A 14,010-nucleotide genomic window follows, 5' to 3' on the forward strand; every position below is an offset into this window, starting at 1 on the left:
TACGACCAGTGGAGTCTTCGTCATGTCCGTCTTCCGCCGCGCCCTGACCGTCACCGCGACCGCCACCGCCCTCACCCTCGGCTTCGCCCTCCCGGCGCTGGCCCACGTCTCCATCCAGCCCGGCTCGGTCGAGCAGGGCAGCTTCAGCAAGGTCGCCTTCCGCGTCCCCAACGAGCGCGACGACGCCTCGACCACCAAGATCGAGGTCACCTTCCCGGTCGACCACCCGCTGCCGTTCGTGTCGGTCAAGCCGGTCCCCGGCTGGAAGGCCGAGGTCACCGAGGGCAAGCTGCCCACCCCGGTCCAGTCGCAGTACGGCGAGATCACCGAGGCCGTCACCAAGATCACCTGGTCGGGCGGCGAGGTGAAGCCGGGCGAGTTCCAGGAGTTCGAGGTCTCCCTCGGCGGCCTGCCCACCACGGCCGACCACCTCTACTTCCCGACGAAGCAGACCTACAGCAGCGGCGAGGTCGTCGACTGGAAGGACGAGCCGAAGGCCGACGGCGGCGAGGCCGAGCACCCCGTCCCGGCCCTGAAGCTCACCCCGCCCACCGGTGACGACCACCACGGCGCCGCCGCCTCGGCCGCCCCCAGCGCCGCCCCGGCCGTGACCATGACCGCCGCCCCGGTCGCCGCCGACGCCCACGACCCGGGCTCCACCGACGGCACCGCCCGCCTCATCGGCGGCGCCGGCGTGGTCGTCGGCCTCGCCGGCGTGGGCGTCGCCATCGCGGCCCTGCGCCGCAGGCCGACCGCCTAGGACGTGATGTCTCTGGAGGTGAACCGCGCCCACGCGACCGAACCGAAGATCGCGATGTACGCGGCGAACGCCAGCACCCCCTGACCCATGTCAGCCGTGGCCAGCGGTTCGCGGAGCGCCCCGTCGAACCGCTGGAACCACGAGGTGAGCAGATAGGGCGAGACCGCGTCGAGCTGCGGGATGACCGTGAGGATCTGGCTGACCAGCACCAGCACGACCGTGGTGACGACCGCGCCGATCGAGGTGTCGGTGAACACCGACACGGCCAGCGCGAGCGTGCCGAGCGCGATCATGCCGAGCGTGACGTAGAGCGCGATCAGGCCGATCCTGAGCAGCCCCTCCGCGAGCGGCACGGTCGTGCCCGACAGCAGGGTGACCGGCCCGACCGGGAACAGCACCAGCCCGGTGACCAGCCCCGCGACCATGATGATCAGGCACGTGACCAGCGCGAACACGGCCATCCCGGCGAACTTCACCCCCAGCAGCCGGGCCCGCCCGGCCGGGGCGGTGAGCAGGTACCGCAGCGTGCCGAGCCCGGCCTCCCCCGCGACGGCGTCGCCGGCCACGACCGCGACGACCAGCGGCAGGATCAGCGGCACCATGAACGAGAACGCGACGAACCCGAGCGCGAGCCCGTTCCCGGCCACCTGCGTCAGCAACGCCGTGCCCTCGCCCCCGAAGACCCGGATGGCGACCCCGCAGAGCACGGGCACGACCGCGACGACGGAGAGCATCGCGACGGTCCTCGGCCGCCGGAAGACCAGCCCGACCTCCGACCGGAAGAGCCGGAGGGCCGACCGCGCCGTGGCCCGCCTGGGCCGGGCCGCGAACGGCACGCCGGCCGCCGCGACGGCACCGGCGCCGGCGCCGGGCGAGCCCGCACGACCGCCCGGCCGCTCGCCGGCCGGTGTCGCGGCATCCGGGACGTGTGCACCGGGCCGGACGGAGGTCTCGGATGACACGAGCGGTCCCTTCTCGCGGGGCGCCGCCGTCCGCTCATGAGCCGACATCGAAGCCCTCCCCCGTCAGGCCCACGAAGACGTCCTCCAGGCTGGGCCTGATCACCTGGAAGCCGCGGATCGGCACCCCCGCTTTGAACAGCAGGTCGCTGACGTGTTCGGGGGCCGTGCGGCCGATCTCCGCGCCGGCCCGGCCGGGGGTCTGGCGCACGTCGCGCAGGCCGAGGTCGGTCAGGACCCGCGCCGCGGCGGTCACGTCGGCCGTCTCGACCTCGACGCGGGCCGGCGCGCCCGACCCGAGGTCGGCCGTCGGGCTCTGGGCGACCAGGCGGCCGGCCCGCATGACGCCGATGTGGGTGCACATCTGCTCGACCTCGGCCAGCAGGTGGGAGGAGACGAAGACGGTCGTGCCGTCGGCCGCGATGTCCTTGATCAGGTTGCGGACCTCGCGGGTGCCCTGGGGGTCGAGGCCGTTGGTGGGCTCGTCGAGGACCAGCAGGTCGCGGCGGCTCAGCAGCGTGCTCGCGATGGCCAGGCGCTGGCGCATGCCCAGCGAGTAGGCCTTGTAGCGTTTCCCGGCCGCCGCCGTGAGGCCGACGCGGTCGAGGGCCTCGGCCGCCCGCCGCCGGGCCGAGGCCGGGTCGGCGGCCGGGTTGGCGGCGTCCAGGCGCAGGAGGTTGGCGGCGCCGGACAACCACGGGTAGAAGGCGGGGCCCTCCACCAGCGCGCCCACCCTCGTCAGGGCCGCGCGGGCGGGGTCGCCGAACAGGGTGCTGGTGCCGGCGGTCGGGGTGATCAGGCCGAGCAGCATGCGGATCGTGGTGGTCTTGCCCGATCCGTTGGGGCCCAGGAAGCCGTACACGGAACCGCCCGGGACGGTCAGGTCGACGCCGTCGACGGCGACCTGACCTCCCGGGAAGCGCTTCGTCAGGCCCCGCGTGGCGATCGCGGGAACGTTCATCCGGCGGCCTTCTCCAGGGTCTCGGGGGTCACCGCGCCGACCAGGAGGCGGCCGTCGTCGGTGAGGAGGGCCGAGACCAGCTTGGTGGTGATCACCCTGCCGCCCTCGACGGGCCTGGCCGAGGCCAGGATCGGGTTGTCCTTCAGCGCGGCCGCGTCGAAGGGCAGCGTCACGACGGAGGTCCAGCCGTCGCCGGTGACCGCGACGTCGCCGGCGGGCATCTGGGGCCGCTGCCGGGACAACGCGGGCAGCTCGCCCTCGGTCACCTTCGCGCCGGGCGGCGGGGTGAAGGTGAAGTTCTCCGCGGCGGGCTCGGCGAAGGTGATCGAGTCGAAACCGACCTCGAAGGCGGGTTCGGCCGCGCCCTTGGCGAAGACCTGGACCCGCAGCGGCACCAGCGTCTCGCCGTCGATCGCCAGCCGCACGTCCCGGACCAGGGACTCGGCCGCCTTCGGCGCGAGCACCAGCTCGTACGCCGCCCTCCCGGCCACCGTCGCGTCGTTGCCCACGCTGACCGCCGTGTCGGTCTCGGCCATCGCGAGCGCCTGGCGGGCGGCGTCGGGCGGGGTCACGGCGGTGGGCAGGGGCGCGGGGGCCGGGGCCTCCGACGGCAGCTTGATCTTCGTGGCGGTGTTGGCGGCGCTGTCCCACCACCACGCCTGGCCGTTGTTGTAGATCACGTTCTGCTCGCTCATCGCGCCGGGGATCGCGAGGCGGAACCGGTCGGCGGAGCCGTACCAGACCTTGAGCTCGTGGGAACCCGACAACAACGCGAGCGGGCTGGTGCCGACCGGCGCGGCCGGGAGGCCGGGGATGCCGAGGGAGGCGGTCTCGACGATCGTGCCCGACATCGGCGGCAGGGTGCCCGGCCCGCTCCACTTGGCGCCGACCTCGCCGATCAGCTGCTCGGCGGTCAGCTCGGGCAACTGCGGCTCCCCCTGGACCGCCGCGATGACGGGGCCCGCTCCGATGGCGCCCGCCACCACCAGGACGGCGGCGGCCGGAACCCCCCACCTCACGGCGCGTGCTCTCGTGGACATCTCATGCACTCCAATCTGATGGACGTGCCCACACCATGCGCGCCCGGCCCTGTGGTGAGGCTGAGACGTGCTGAGACTCCTCTCAGCCGGGTCACAGCGCAGAACCCGCAAAATGGGGAAATGCGCGTGTTGGTGGTGGAGGACGAACGACGGATGGCCGCGGCCCTGCAACGGGGCCTGCGCGCCGAGGGCTTCGCCGTGGACCTGGCCCACGACGGCGAGGAGGGCCTCCATCTGGCCTCGACCGGGGAGTACGACATCGTCGTGCTCGACATCATGTTGCCCCGGTTGTCGGGCTACAACGTGTGCAAGCGCCTGCGCGAGGCGGAGAACTGGGTGCCGGTCCTGATGTTGTCGGCCAAGGACGGCGAGTACGACATGGCCGACGGCCTCGACCTGGGCGCCGACGACTACCTCACCAAGCCGTTCTCGTACGTGGTCCTGGTCGCCCGGCTGCGGGCCCTGCTGCGGCGCGGCGGCGGACGCCGCCCGTCGGTGCTGCGGGCCGGCGACCTGACGCTCGACCCGGCGCGGCGGCTCGTGCGGCGCCAGGAGAAGACGATCGACCTCACGCCCCGGGAGTTCGCGCTGCTGGAGTTCCTGATGCGGCACCCCGACGAGGTCGTCTCCAAGGCGGAGATCCTGGAGCACGTCTGGGACACCTACGACACCGACCCCAACGTGGTCGAGGTGTACGTCGGCTATCTCCGCCGCAAGATCGACGCGCCGTTCGGCCGGGGCGCGGTGCAGACCGTGCGGGGCGCGGGATACCGGCTGGCCAGCGATGGCGGCTAACCCGTTCCGGTGGTGGCGGCGGCGCAGCCTGCGGGTCCGGCTGACCGTGGTCGCCACCGCCGTGCTCGGCGTCGGCCTGGCGATGGCGGCGTGGGTGTTCGTGAACGTCCTGGGCCGCTCGCTCATCGCCACCATCGACGACGAGGTGACCTCGCGGGCGCGGGAGATCGTGGCCCTGTCGGACGCCGGGCGGCTCGACGGCGAGATCGTGCCGACGAAGGCGACGATCGTGCAGGTCATCGACCGGGACGGGCGGATCACCGCGGCGACGCCGTCGACCGACCGCCTGGTGCCGCTGCTGCCGCGCGGCGCGCGCGCCGCCGCGGCCGACTCGGGGAAGCCGCAGTTCCTCGACGGCCGCCCCTACGGCATCCCGGCCGTGCTGCGGATCACGGTGCTGAGCGCCGACAACGGGGTGACGGTCCTGACGGCCCGCTCCTTCAGCGAGATCGAACGGGCCCTGAAGGCGACCGGCCACGTCCTGCTGCTCGGCACCCCGCTGCTGCTGGTCGTGCTCGCCGGGGCGTCCTGGGTGATCATCGGCCGGACGCTCAGCCCGATCGGCGCGCTGCGCCGGGGCGCGACGGAGATCACCGGTTCGTCGCCGTCCCGGCGCCTGCCGGTCCCGGAGGCCAACGACGAGGTCCACTCGCTGGCGATGACCCTCAACGACATGCTGGCCCGCCTGGAGGAGGCCGGCTCCCGGCAGCGGGCCCTGGTCAGCGACGCCGCCCACGAGCTGCGGAGCCCGCTGGCCAGCATGCGCCTCCAGTTGGAGGTGGCGCTGAGCCACCCGGACGGCCAGGACTGGCGCGAGACGGCCGAAGGCGTCCTGGAGGACACCCTGCGGTTGTCGAAACTGGCCGAGGACCTGCTGGCCCTCGCCCGGCTCGACGAGGGGCGGACCCTGCGCCACGAACCGGTCGAACTCGGCCGGCTGGTGACCCGCACCGCCTCCCGGTACGGCCTCGACGCCGACATCCCGGCCGAGGCCGTGGTCGTGATCGGGGCCGAGATGGACCTGGGCCGGGTGCTCGTCAACCTGATCGACAACGCCGTCCGGCACGCCCACGACAAGGTCCGCGTGGGGTTGTGGAAGGCGGGGCCGTGGGCGGTCGTCACCGTCACCGACGACGGGCCCGGCATTCCCCCGGAGGACCGCGAGCGGGTGTTCGACCGGTTCACCCGGCTCGACACCTCACGCTCGCGCGACGACGGCGGCACGGGGCTGGGACTGGCCATCGCGCGGGAGGTCGTCGAGGCCCACGGCGGCACGATCACGCTCGACGACGCGGAGCCGGGGCTCAGGGCGACGGTCCGGCTGCCCGTATAGGTGGGTCGGAGGTAGATCTGCCGACGGTGACCAGCCCCTTGGCCGATTGCTGTTATGCGGGGTAGCCGGTCGAACCCGGGCTCGGAAGGTCATCGGGCACCAGAGGCGCAAGCTCGGCCGGATCTTCGTCCGATGCGACCACCCACCGCTCGCCGTCGAGCTCCACGCTCGGAACACCGCTGTGACGTGCCCCATGACGTGCGAGGCGCACGGCGAGGAATTCCCCCCTGTCGAGCACCGGAAGAAGCAACGCGGCCGCTATCCGGGCATGGTTCGCACCCGCGCCGAGGATGACTATGCCCTCGGAACGAAGCGCCGAACGCGCCCCCCCGTTGCCGCGCAGTCGTTTCATGTAATCACCCTGCATCGCAACCGTGGCGAGCACATCTCTGGTCACCGGGATTCTTTGCGTGCGGCGAAAGAGATCGTTTATGCGCTGTTGGCCGCTCTGGAGGGAGAAGATGGCGTCCACCTCGTCTTGGCGGAGCATGGTCAGCACATTGGCAGGTAGCGGGGCGTTCAGATGAAGCCATCTGACACTTTCCATTCCCTCCCGGCTGAGGCGTGTTTTACCGTCTCGATTCATGGACCCCGACAGGAAATTCCTGCGGAACCTTGTCACCCCCATCGACCAGAGCGACTTCCCGTGATCGAACGACAACAGCACGCCGACTCGGCCGACGTCATCAGCCCCGATCATCCATCCATGGGACGCACTGACACGGAGAACGAATTCCACGTCGTCAACGCGAAAATCCTGGTCCACCCCCTCTGCGAGCGCGAACTCCCGGGCAAGCGACACGTGCACCAGATCACGGAAAACCATCTTCTCGCTGCGCATCAACTGCTCCCAGCGATAACGACCGGTGTGCATTCCGTCCAGGAGTTGCTCGACAGTGCCTCGAAGCACCCGCCCCACGCGCCGCCCGTCAAGATCCATGCGGGTAAACGCCGCAACCACCCTCTCGACATCGTCGGGCGAACCAGGAGAGGGCGGCGACTTACCCATCTTCAGTTCCGGAGGCTCCATCGGTCGCGGCGCATGATCGGGGGTAGATCCCACCGAGCCGGGGCTACCCGGCGGTTCACTGTCACCCGCCGCCGGATTTCCCGCATTCCGAAGAAAACCCTCCAGGAGTTTTCGCATCTGCCGAAATTCGTCGGCCAAGCCCGCGTGCAACGCCCCAAGGTGCCTGACCTCGTTCTGCAGGTCGACGATCTGCTGGTCAGAATTGACGGCCCCACCAACCACATCCGGGACGGGCAGGGTGGGCGCTTGACGATGCATTTCCAGGAGGACCTTGACTTGCTTGGTGACGTCCTTCGCCTGGGCCGGTGGCGTACAGATCGAAATTATCGCCTCGATAAGGAGCCAGTCCTTTTCGAGGTCAACGCCATTGAGACGCTGGGTGACCGTCGAGTGACGCGGAACAGGCCGATGTCTGAAGTGCTCCGGAGTGAAGAGGGCACACAGGCCGCGGACAGTCATGCCCGCGTCGCGAAGTTGCCGTTGCAGGAGAAGGGCGACCTGGTTGACCTCTTCGGAGGCACCTCGAAGCGGCGATCGCGGCCTGCCGACACCCGATGACTTCTTTGCCACTCGCGCCTCCGGTTGTCCAATGGATTATTCGGTTGTCCAGTGGACAATACGGAGAACGATCTCGGGTTGGAGCCGGAACTCCAGACTTGGTCGAGACCGACCCCTCGACCGGCATGGAGCCACGATGAACAAGCGCCGACCTGTGAACCACGACCTCATGGCACTACTCGCCATCCTCACGACGGGTGTGATCCTCATCGCGATCGGGCTCCCCGCCGAATCGCTCGTCGGCGTCACGGTGGCCATGTCGGCGCTGTTCGGGGCGTGGCGTTCTGGCAGGTCCGGGAACGAGGGCCAGGACCCACGCCAGCGCTGATTATGCGGTGGATCTCAGGCCAGGCCGTGCTCGTGGGCGTACACGATGGCGGCGGGCCGGTCCCTGAGGTCCAGCTTGGTCAGGACGTTGCCCAGGTGGGTCTTCACCGTCGCCTCGGAGATGTGCAGGGCCGAGGCCGTCTCCGCGTTCGTGGCGCCCCGGGCGATCTGGGCCAGGACGTCGCGTTCCCGCCGGGTGAGCCGCGCCGCCGCCGAGCGCCCCTTCCGCTCTTTGAGGGCCACCCGGCGGAAGGCCGTCAGCACCGGCCCGGCCACCTGGGGGTCGAGCCACGACCCGCCCTCGGCCACCATCGTGACGGCCCGGACGATGTCCTCCCCCGGCGCGTCCTTCAGGATGAACCCGGCCGCGCCCGCGCCCAGCGCCGCCGCCACGGTGTCGTCGTCGTCGAAGGTCGTCAGGATCAGCACCGGCACGGCTCCCGCCAGGCGGCGGGTGGCCTCCGCGCCGTCGACCCGCCGCATGCGGACGTCCATCACGACCACGTCGGGCCTCCAGCGGGCGACGGCCTCGGCGACCTGGTCGCCGTCGTCGCACTCCCCGGCGATGGTGAAGGTGCCCTCGGGTTCGAGGATGCGCCGCAGACCGGCGCGCACGAGAGGCTGGTCGTCGACCAGCAGGACGGTGATCACGCCGGAATCCTCGCCGACACGAGCCACTCCCCGTCGCGCGCTCCGGCGGCGCACTCGCCCCCGGCGGCGGCGGCGCGTTCCCGCATGCCCGCGAGCCCGCTCCCCGGACCGTCGTCCCGCACGCTCCCGACCGGGTTGGCGACCTCCACGAGCAGTTCGCCACCCGCCAGGGTCAGCGCCACCCGGGCCGTGCCGGTCCCGTGCCGGACCGCGTTGGCGAGGGCCTCCTGGATGATCCGGTACGCCGCCAGCTCCGCCCCCGGGTTGACCGCCGTCACCCCGTCCACGGAGAACGTGAGGTCGACGGCGCCCCGGAAACCCTCCACCAGCGCCGCCACGTCGGCGAGGCCCGGCTGCGGGGCGGTGGACGACTCCTCGCCGGAACGCAGCACCTTCACCAGCCGCCGCAGGTCGGCCAGGCTCGCCCGCCCGTGCCTCTCGGCCTCTTCGAGGGCTTCGAGCGCCTCCGCGCCGGCGTCCCGTTTGATCGCCATCCGCGCGGCGGTGAGGTGCAGCATGGTCACCGCGAGGGTGTGCCCGACCACGTCGTGGACGTCCTGCGCCATGATCCGCCGCTGGTCGGCGGCCCGCTGGAGGGCCAGCGCCTCAAGGGCCTGGGCCACCAGGCGGCTGGAGGTGTGGCTGACCCGCACCGCGTAGGCGGCGGCGAGGGTGAGCGCGAACCCGAGGTGCACGGCCACCCACACCACGGGCGGGGCGCCGACCAGGGCGGCGAGCGCCACGAGATAGGTCAGCCCGGCGACCCCGGCCGCCAAGGGCACGGGCGCGAAGCCGACGTTCAGCGCCACCAGCAGCAGCGCGACCGCCAGCGCCGTCAACGCGGCCACCGGGCTGCCCAGCCCGAGCAGGACCGCCGCCCCCAGCGGGACGAGGACCGCCAGCGCGAACCACCACGACGGCCCGTCGTCGCCCTTGAGGATCCACCGCCCCCACGGGATCGCCGAGACGAGCACCAGGACGACGCCCACGACGGACGGCCGGTCGGCGAGGGCGGCGGCCGGCACCGCCCCGGCCGTGAAGGCCAGGGCGAGCGCGGGCGCGCCCACGCGGAACATCACCGAGAGCTGGGCGGGGGCGGCGCGGCCCGCGCGGCGGAGGTCGTCCTCCCAGTCGCAGACGGCCGCGGCCGCGTAGTCGGACATGTCCCTATCGTGCTATGGCCACCACGTCGTAGGGCGTGGTCGGCGTCGGAGTGGTGTTGAAGCGGCCGTTGGGCAGGTAGAGACGGTCCTTGAAGGCGGCCACGGTGGTCGGCACGTCGAACCGGGGGTCGGTCACCTTCTTCTCGATCACGCCCTTCGTCGCGCGCCGGTCGAGCTTGACCCAGGTCACGGTGTTCAGGAAGTTCTGGACGACGACCAGCCGGCGTCCGTCGAGGAGCAGCCCGTCGCCGTTGGTGAGCAGTTCGGTCCCGAGGTCGACCTGCTTGGTCGCGCCGGTCTTCTTGTCGACCCGGAACAACTTGCCGGTGTTCGACTGGACCAGCAGCAGCGCCTTCCCGTCGGGCGTCTGGGCGATGCCGTTGACGTTGACGCCGGTCGTGTACGCGAGGTCGCCGGTCAGCGGGATCTTCTGGGCCTCGGCGGGCAGACGGCCCCACCGGCGCAGGTCGAGCTTGTAGAGGACGGGGTTGGTGGAGTCGGTGAAGTAGGCGGCGTCCCTGGTCAGCACGACGTCGTTCACGAACGAGGCGCCGGTGGCCAGGGTGTAGCTCTTCAGCACCTTCCCGGTCCGCGCGTCGAGCACCCGGGCGTTCCCGGCGGTGCCGCCCGCGACGAACAGGCGGTTGCGCTTGACCTTCAGGCCGAGGGAGGGGGTGCCGGGGCCCTGGTTGATGATCCTGCCCTGCCCGCTGCGCAGGTCGACCTTGTAGATCGCCCCGGAGGTGCGGGAGCCGAAGTAGGCCGAGCGGCCCTCGTCGACGGCGACGCCCTCGGGCGGGAAGCCGTCGGGCAGGGAGAACGAGGTCGGATATTTCGGCGCCGCCGCCGACGCGGCGGCGGGCGGAGCCGCCACCAGCACGGCCAGGAGTCCGGCAACGAGGGCTGCCACGCGCATGAAGAAGATCCCATCTGTCGTAGGAGCGGGTCTAACGCGGGACATGAGAGGTTTCCGTAAAGTGATCCGAGTCGTCAACGTATGTCAGGAGATGTCACGGTGCTCCCCCACCACGGCGCGACCGCCGAGGAACTGCTCGCCCGCCTGGCCGAGGCGCAGCAGGCCGATCTCCCGGTCCGGGGCGGCAGGGTCACCGCCTACGTGTACGACACCGGCCGCCCCGAGGTGCACGAGGCGGGCGCCGCCGCCTACGCGGGCATGCTGGAGGTCAACATGCTCGACCCCACCGCCTTCCCCAGCATGGTCGCCCTGGAGAAGGACGTCGTCCGCGCCGTCGCCGCCGAACTGGGACGGCCGGGCGCGCCCGGGATCTTCACCAGCGGCGGCACCGAGTCGATCATGCTGGCGGTCAAGGCCGCCCGCGACGCCGCGACGACCGACCGGCCGCAGATGGTCGTGCCGGTCACCGCCCACCCGGCCTTCCACAAGGCCGGGCACTACCTCGGGGTCGAGGTGGTCGCCGTGCCCGTCGACCTCGGCACCTTCACCGTCGACCCGGCGAGCGTCGAGGCGGCGATCACCGAACGGACCGTGCTCGTGGTGGTGTCGGCGCCCTCCTACCCGCAGGGCGTGATCGACCCCGTGGAGGAGGTCGCGGCCCTCGCGGCGGCCCGGGGCGTCCCCTGCCACGTCGACGCCTGCGTCGGCGGCTGGTTGTTGCCGTGGTTGCGGGAGGCGGGAGCCGAGGTGCCGCCCTTCGACCTGTCGGTGCCGGGCGTCACGTCGATCTCCTGCGACCTGCACAAGTTCGGGTACGCCCCCAAGGGCGCCTCCGTGCTGCTGTTCCGGGACGCCGCGCTGCGCCGCGCCGCCTACTTCGCCTCGGCCGCCTGGCCCGGCTACACGATCATCAACGCGACCGTGCAGAGCTCCCGGTCGGCCGGCCCGCTCGGCGGGGCGTGGGGCACCCTGCACGCGCTGGGCCGCGAGGGCTACCTCGAACTGGGCCGCACCACCCTGGAGGCCACCCGGCGGATCGCCGAGGGCGCCGCGAAGATCCCCGGCCTCCGGGTGCTGGGCGACCCCCGGGCCGCGCTGGTCGCCATCGCGGGCTCCCCCGAGGTCGACGTGTTCGTCCTGGCCGACGAGGCGCGCAAGCGGGGCTGGTTCCTCCAGCCGCAGCTCTCCTATGCCGGCATCCCCGCCAACGTCCACATCACCGTCACCGGAGTGACCCTGGAGCGGGTCGACGCGATGCTCGCCGTCATCGCCGAATCGGCCGAGGCCGCCCGCGAACGCGGCCCGGCGACGGTCCCGGAGGGACTGCCGGAGCTGATCGCCTCCCTGAACCTCGACGAACTCGACGACCCGACGTTCGTCGAACTGGCCGCCTCGGTCGGCATCGACCTGACCTCCCGCGACCAGCCGGAGATGGCCGCCGTCAACGCGGTGCTCGACGCGCTGCCCGCGAAGACCCGCGAGGCGATCCTGGTCAGGTTCCTCTCGGTGATCTACGGCTGAGCGGGGGGCGCACCGGCCCGGACCAGACCGCGCCCGGGCGGAGACGACCGGCTTGGCGGCCCCGGCGAGCGGTCACATGCGGCCGACCACGTCGAGGACCTTGCGGGCCGACGCGGCGTCGTGGACGCGGAACACCCGCGCGCCCTGCAGCGCCGAGACGGCCAGGGTGGCGAGAGTGCCCGCGTGGCGCCGGTCGACGGGCAGGCCGCCGAGGGTCTCGCCGACGAAGTCCTTGTTCGAGACGGCCACCAGGACCGGCCAGCCGGTCGCGACCATCTCGTCGAGGCGGCGGCTGAGCTCCAGGGAGTGGTAGGTGTTCTTGCCGAAGTCGTGGGCGGGGTCGATCAGGATCCGGTCCCGCGCGACCCCCGCGGCGAGCGCCTTGCCCGCCAGCTCGGTCGTGTACGCCACCACGTCGCCCACCACGTCGTCGTAGGCGATCCGGTGGGGGCGGGTGCGTGGCTCGACGCGCCCGGCGTGGGCGCAGACCAGGCCGATGCCGTGTTCGGCGGCCACGTCGGCCAGCCGGGGGTCGACGCCGCCCCACGTGTCGTTGAGCAGGTCGGCTCCGGCCGCCGCGACGACCTCGCCGACCTCGGCGCGCCAGGTGTCGACGCTGATGATCACCGAGGGGTGCCGGTCGCGGACCGCCGTCACGAGGTCGGCGACCCGGCGGATCTCCTCCGCCACGTCGACGTCGTCGCCCGGTCCGGCCTTCACGCCGCCGATGTCGACGATGTCGGCGCCCGCGTCGATCTGGCGGGAGGCGGCGTCGAGGGCGGCGGCGAAGCCGTAGGTCGCGCCCCGGTCGTAGAAGGAGTCGGGCGTGCGGTTGACCACGGCCATGATCGCGTGGTCGCCGGGGCCGAACGTACGGCCACGAAGGCGCAGAGTAGACATCGTCAGCGAGCCTACTCCGCGCCCTCTCGGCGACCGCCGGGACGAGGGAGTGCTTCGGGAAATGGCCGATCCAGAAGTGCCCCCACCGATCCGGCCCCGAATCCGACAAGTCGGGTTTGGAACGGTCCAAGCGTTTAAGCGGCGGATCCTCCTTCTGCCAAGGTCACGAAGTCCTGCGCGGTCGCGGGCAGCCGTTTGCGGGCGTGCACGATCGCGATGATCTTCCTGGGAGCCGGGTCGAGCGACCGCACGACCAGGCCGGCGCGGGCCGCCTGCTCGGCCATGCCGCGATACCACAGGAGCGAGGCCCGGCCTTCGCGTACGGCGGGGAGCCACTTGGCCCGTTCGTCCGACTCCAGCGCGGGGATGGGGCGGACACCGTACGAGGCGAAGATCTGGTCGAACTCCCGGCGGCGCGGACTGCCCTGACCGGGCAGCACCAGCCGCATGCCGTTGAGCCTGCTCATCGGCACCGGGTCGGGCAGGTCGAGACCGGGCGGCGAGATCAGCACGATCTCCTGCCGCTCCAGCGGATGACTGACCAGGTCGGTGGGCACCGGCAGGTCGGTCAGCCCGAGGTCGGCCCGCTGCTCGCGGACGGCGGTGACGACGCTGTCCCGCCCGTCGCAGCGGACGATGTGCACGCGGATCCCCGGATGCTCCGCCACGTAGGCGGGCAGCAGGCGACCCGCGAGCCCCGGTTCGAGGCTCGGCGTCGACGCGATGCGCAGTTCGGCTCCCGCCGTGTGCGACTGGGTCGCCAGCGCCTCGATCTCCCGGACGGCGTCCAGTGCCTCCCGGGCGAGCTTGACGACCCGCCGCCCCTGCGCGGTCACGACCACTCCCCGCCCGGAACGCGCGAAGAGGGTCATGCCGAGTTCCCGTTCGAGGTCCCGGATCGCGCGGGATAACGCGGGCTGCGCGATGTAGAGGGACCGTGCGGCGTCGGTCATGGTGCGGTGCTCTGCGGTGGCTACCACATAGCGGAGCTGTTGCAGATTCATGCCAAAGACGCTAGGGCAGACGAGCCGTCCGAATCCGGAACATCGCAGAGATCACCTCGGACGATTACGGCCCGTGCGCGATCAGTGCTACA

General features: G+C 71.8%; 14 protein-coding genes. 5 read left to right on the top strand and 9 right to left on the bottom strand.

What is annotated here, in order from left to right; genetic code table 11:
* Positions 1-22: 22 nt before the first annotated feature.
* Positions 23-760: a YcnI family copper-binding membrane protein gene (locus AW273_RS14410; RefSeq protein ID WP_062348815.1), complete on the top strand. Its 738-nt coding sequence runs from the start codon at positions 23-25 to the stop codon at positions 758-760.
* On the opposite strand, the gene AW273_RS14415 is transcribed toward AW273_RS14410, so the two are convergent.
* Genes AW273_RS14415 through AW273_RS14425 form a run of 3 tightly spaced genes read right to left on the bottom strand, consistent with a single transcriptional unit; the run spans position 757 to position 3,720 of the window.
* Positions 757-1,722, bottom strand: a complete 966-nt coding sequence (locus AW273_RS14415; RefSeq protein WP_232327407.1) for an ABC transporter permease — start codon at positions 1,720-1,722, stop codon at positions 757-759. The genes AW273_RS14410 and AW273_RS14415 overlap by 4 nt on opposite strands.
* A gap of 34 nt (positions 1,723-1,756) precedes the next feature.
* Positions 1,757-2,680 (bottom strand): ABC transporter ATP-binding protein, encoded by a 924-nt coding sequence (locus AW273_RS14420; protein ID WP_062348816.1) that lies wholly within the window; start codon positions 2,678-2,680, stop codon positions 1,757-1,759.
* Positions 2,677-3,720: a LolA family protein gene (locus AW273_RS14425; protein WP_063909958.1), complete on the bottom strand. Its 1,044-nt coding sequence runs from the start codon at positions 3,718-3,720 to the stop codon at positions 2,677-2,679. The genes AW273_RS14420 and AW273_RS14425 overlap by 4 nt, the downstream gene beginning before the upstream one ends.
* Positions 3,721-3,840: 120 nt before the next feature.
* On the opposite strand from AW273_RS14425, the gene AW273_RS14430 reads away from it, so the two are divergent.
* Complete coding sequence (locus tag AW273_RS14430) at positions 3,841-4,515, top strand: response regulator transcription factor (protein WP_030453225.1); 675 nt, start codon at positions 3,841-3,843, stop codon at positions 4,513-4,515.
* Positions 4,505-5,848, top strand: coding sequence for a sensor histidine kinase (locus AW273_RS14435; protein WP_062348818.1), 1,344 nt, complete (start codon positions 4,505-4,507; stop codon positions 5,846-5,848). The genes AW273_RS14430 and AW273_RS14435 overlap by 11 nt, the downstream gene beginning before the upstream one ends.
* Positions 5,849-5,900: 52 nt before the next feature.
* Here the strand turns inward: AW273_RS14435 and AW273_RS14440 are convergent, their stop codons facing one another.
* Positions 5,901-7,448, bottom strand: a complete 1,548-nt coding sequence (locus tag AW273_RS14440) for a NaeI family type II restriction endonuclease (RefSeq protein WP_157555805.1) — start codon at positions 7,446-7,448, stop codon at positions 5,901-5,903.
* A gap of 124 nt (positions 7,449-7,572) precedes the next feature.
* Between AW273_RS14440 and AW273_RS37185 the strand changes: the two genes are divergently transcribed.
* Entirely contained in the window at positions 7,573-7,764 is a 192-nt protein-coding gene (locus tag AW273_RS37185; protein ID WP_157555807.1) for a hypothetical protein, read from the top strand.
* A 14-nt stretch (positions 7,765-7,778) separates the two neighbouring features.
* Here AW273_RS37185 and AW273_RS14450 read toward each other — a convergent pair whose 3' ends face one another.
* Genes AW273_RS14450 through AW273_RS14460 form a run of 3 tightly spaced genes read right to left on the bottom strand, consistent with a single transcriptional unit; the run spans position 7,779 to position 10,493 of the window.
* The gene (locus AW273_RS14450) at positions 7,779-8,414 is read right to left on the bottom strand and encodes a response regulator transcription factor (protein ID WP_157555809.1); all 636 of its coding nucleotides are present in this window, start codon (positions 8,412-8,414) and stop codon (positions 7,779-7,781) included.
* The gene (locus tag AW273_RS14455) at positions 8,411-9,577 is read right to left on the bottom strand and encodes a sensor histidine kinase (RefSeq protein WP_062348822.1); all 1,167 of its coding nucleotides are present in this window, start codon (positions 9,575-9,577) and stop codon (positions 8,411-8,413) included. The genes AW273_RS14450 and AW273_RS14455 overlap by 4 nt, the downstream gene beginning before the upstream one ends.
* A gap of 4 nt (positions 9,578-9,581) precedes the next feature.
* Entirely contained in the window at positions 9,582-10,493 is a 912-nt protein-coding gene (locus AW273_RS14460; RefSeq protein ID WP_062348823.1) for an SMP-30/gluconolactonase/LRE family protein, read from the bottom strand.
* Between the two features lie 99 nt (positions 10,494-10,592).
* Here AW273_RS14460 and AW273_RS14465 point away from each other — a divergent pair, with 99 nt between their 5' ends.
* Positions 10,593-12,014: a pyridoxal phosphate-dependent decarboxylase family protein gene (locus AW273_RS14465; RefSeq protein ID WP_232327409.1), complete on the top strand. Its 1,422-nt coding sequence runs from the start codon at positions 10,593-10,595 to the stop codon at positions 12,012-12,014.
* Positions 12,015-12,086: 72 nt separating this feature from the next.
* Here the strand turns inward: AW273_RS14465 and folP are convergent, their stop codons facing one another.
* Positions 12,087-12,914: a dihydropteroate synthase gene (gene folP / locus AW273_RS14470; protein ID WP_062348825.1), complete on the bottom strand. Its 828-nt coding sequence runs from the start codon at positions 12,912-12,914 to the stop codon at positions 12,087-12,089.
* Between the two features lie 134 nt (positions 12,915-13,048).
* Positions 13,049-13,918, bottom strand: a complete 870-nt coding sequence (locus AW273_RS14475; RefSeq protein WP_062348826.1) for a LysR family transcriptional regulator — start codon at positions 13,916-13,918, stop codon at positions 13,049-13,051.
* Between the last annotated feature and the right edge of the window lie 92 nt (positions 13,919-14,010).

The sequence above is a fragment of the Herbidospora yilanensis genome, assembly GCF_001570565.1.
Classification (GTDB): domain Bacteria; phylum Actinomycetota; class Actinomycetes; order Streptosporangiales; family Streptosporangiaceae; genus Herbidospora; species Herbidospora yilanensis.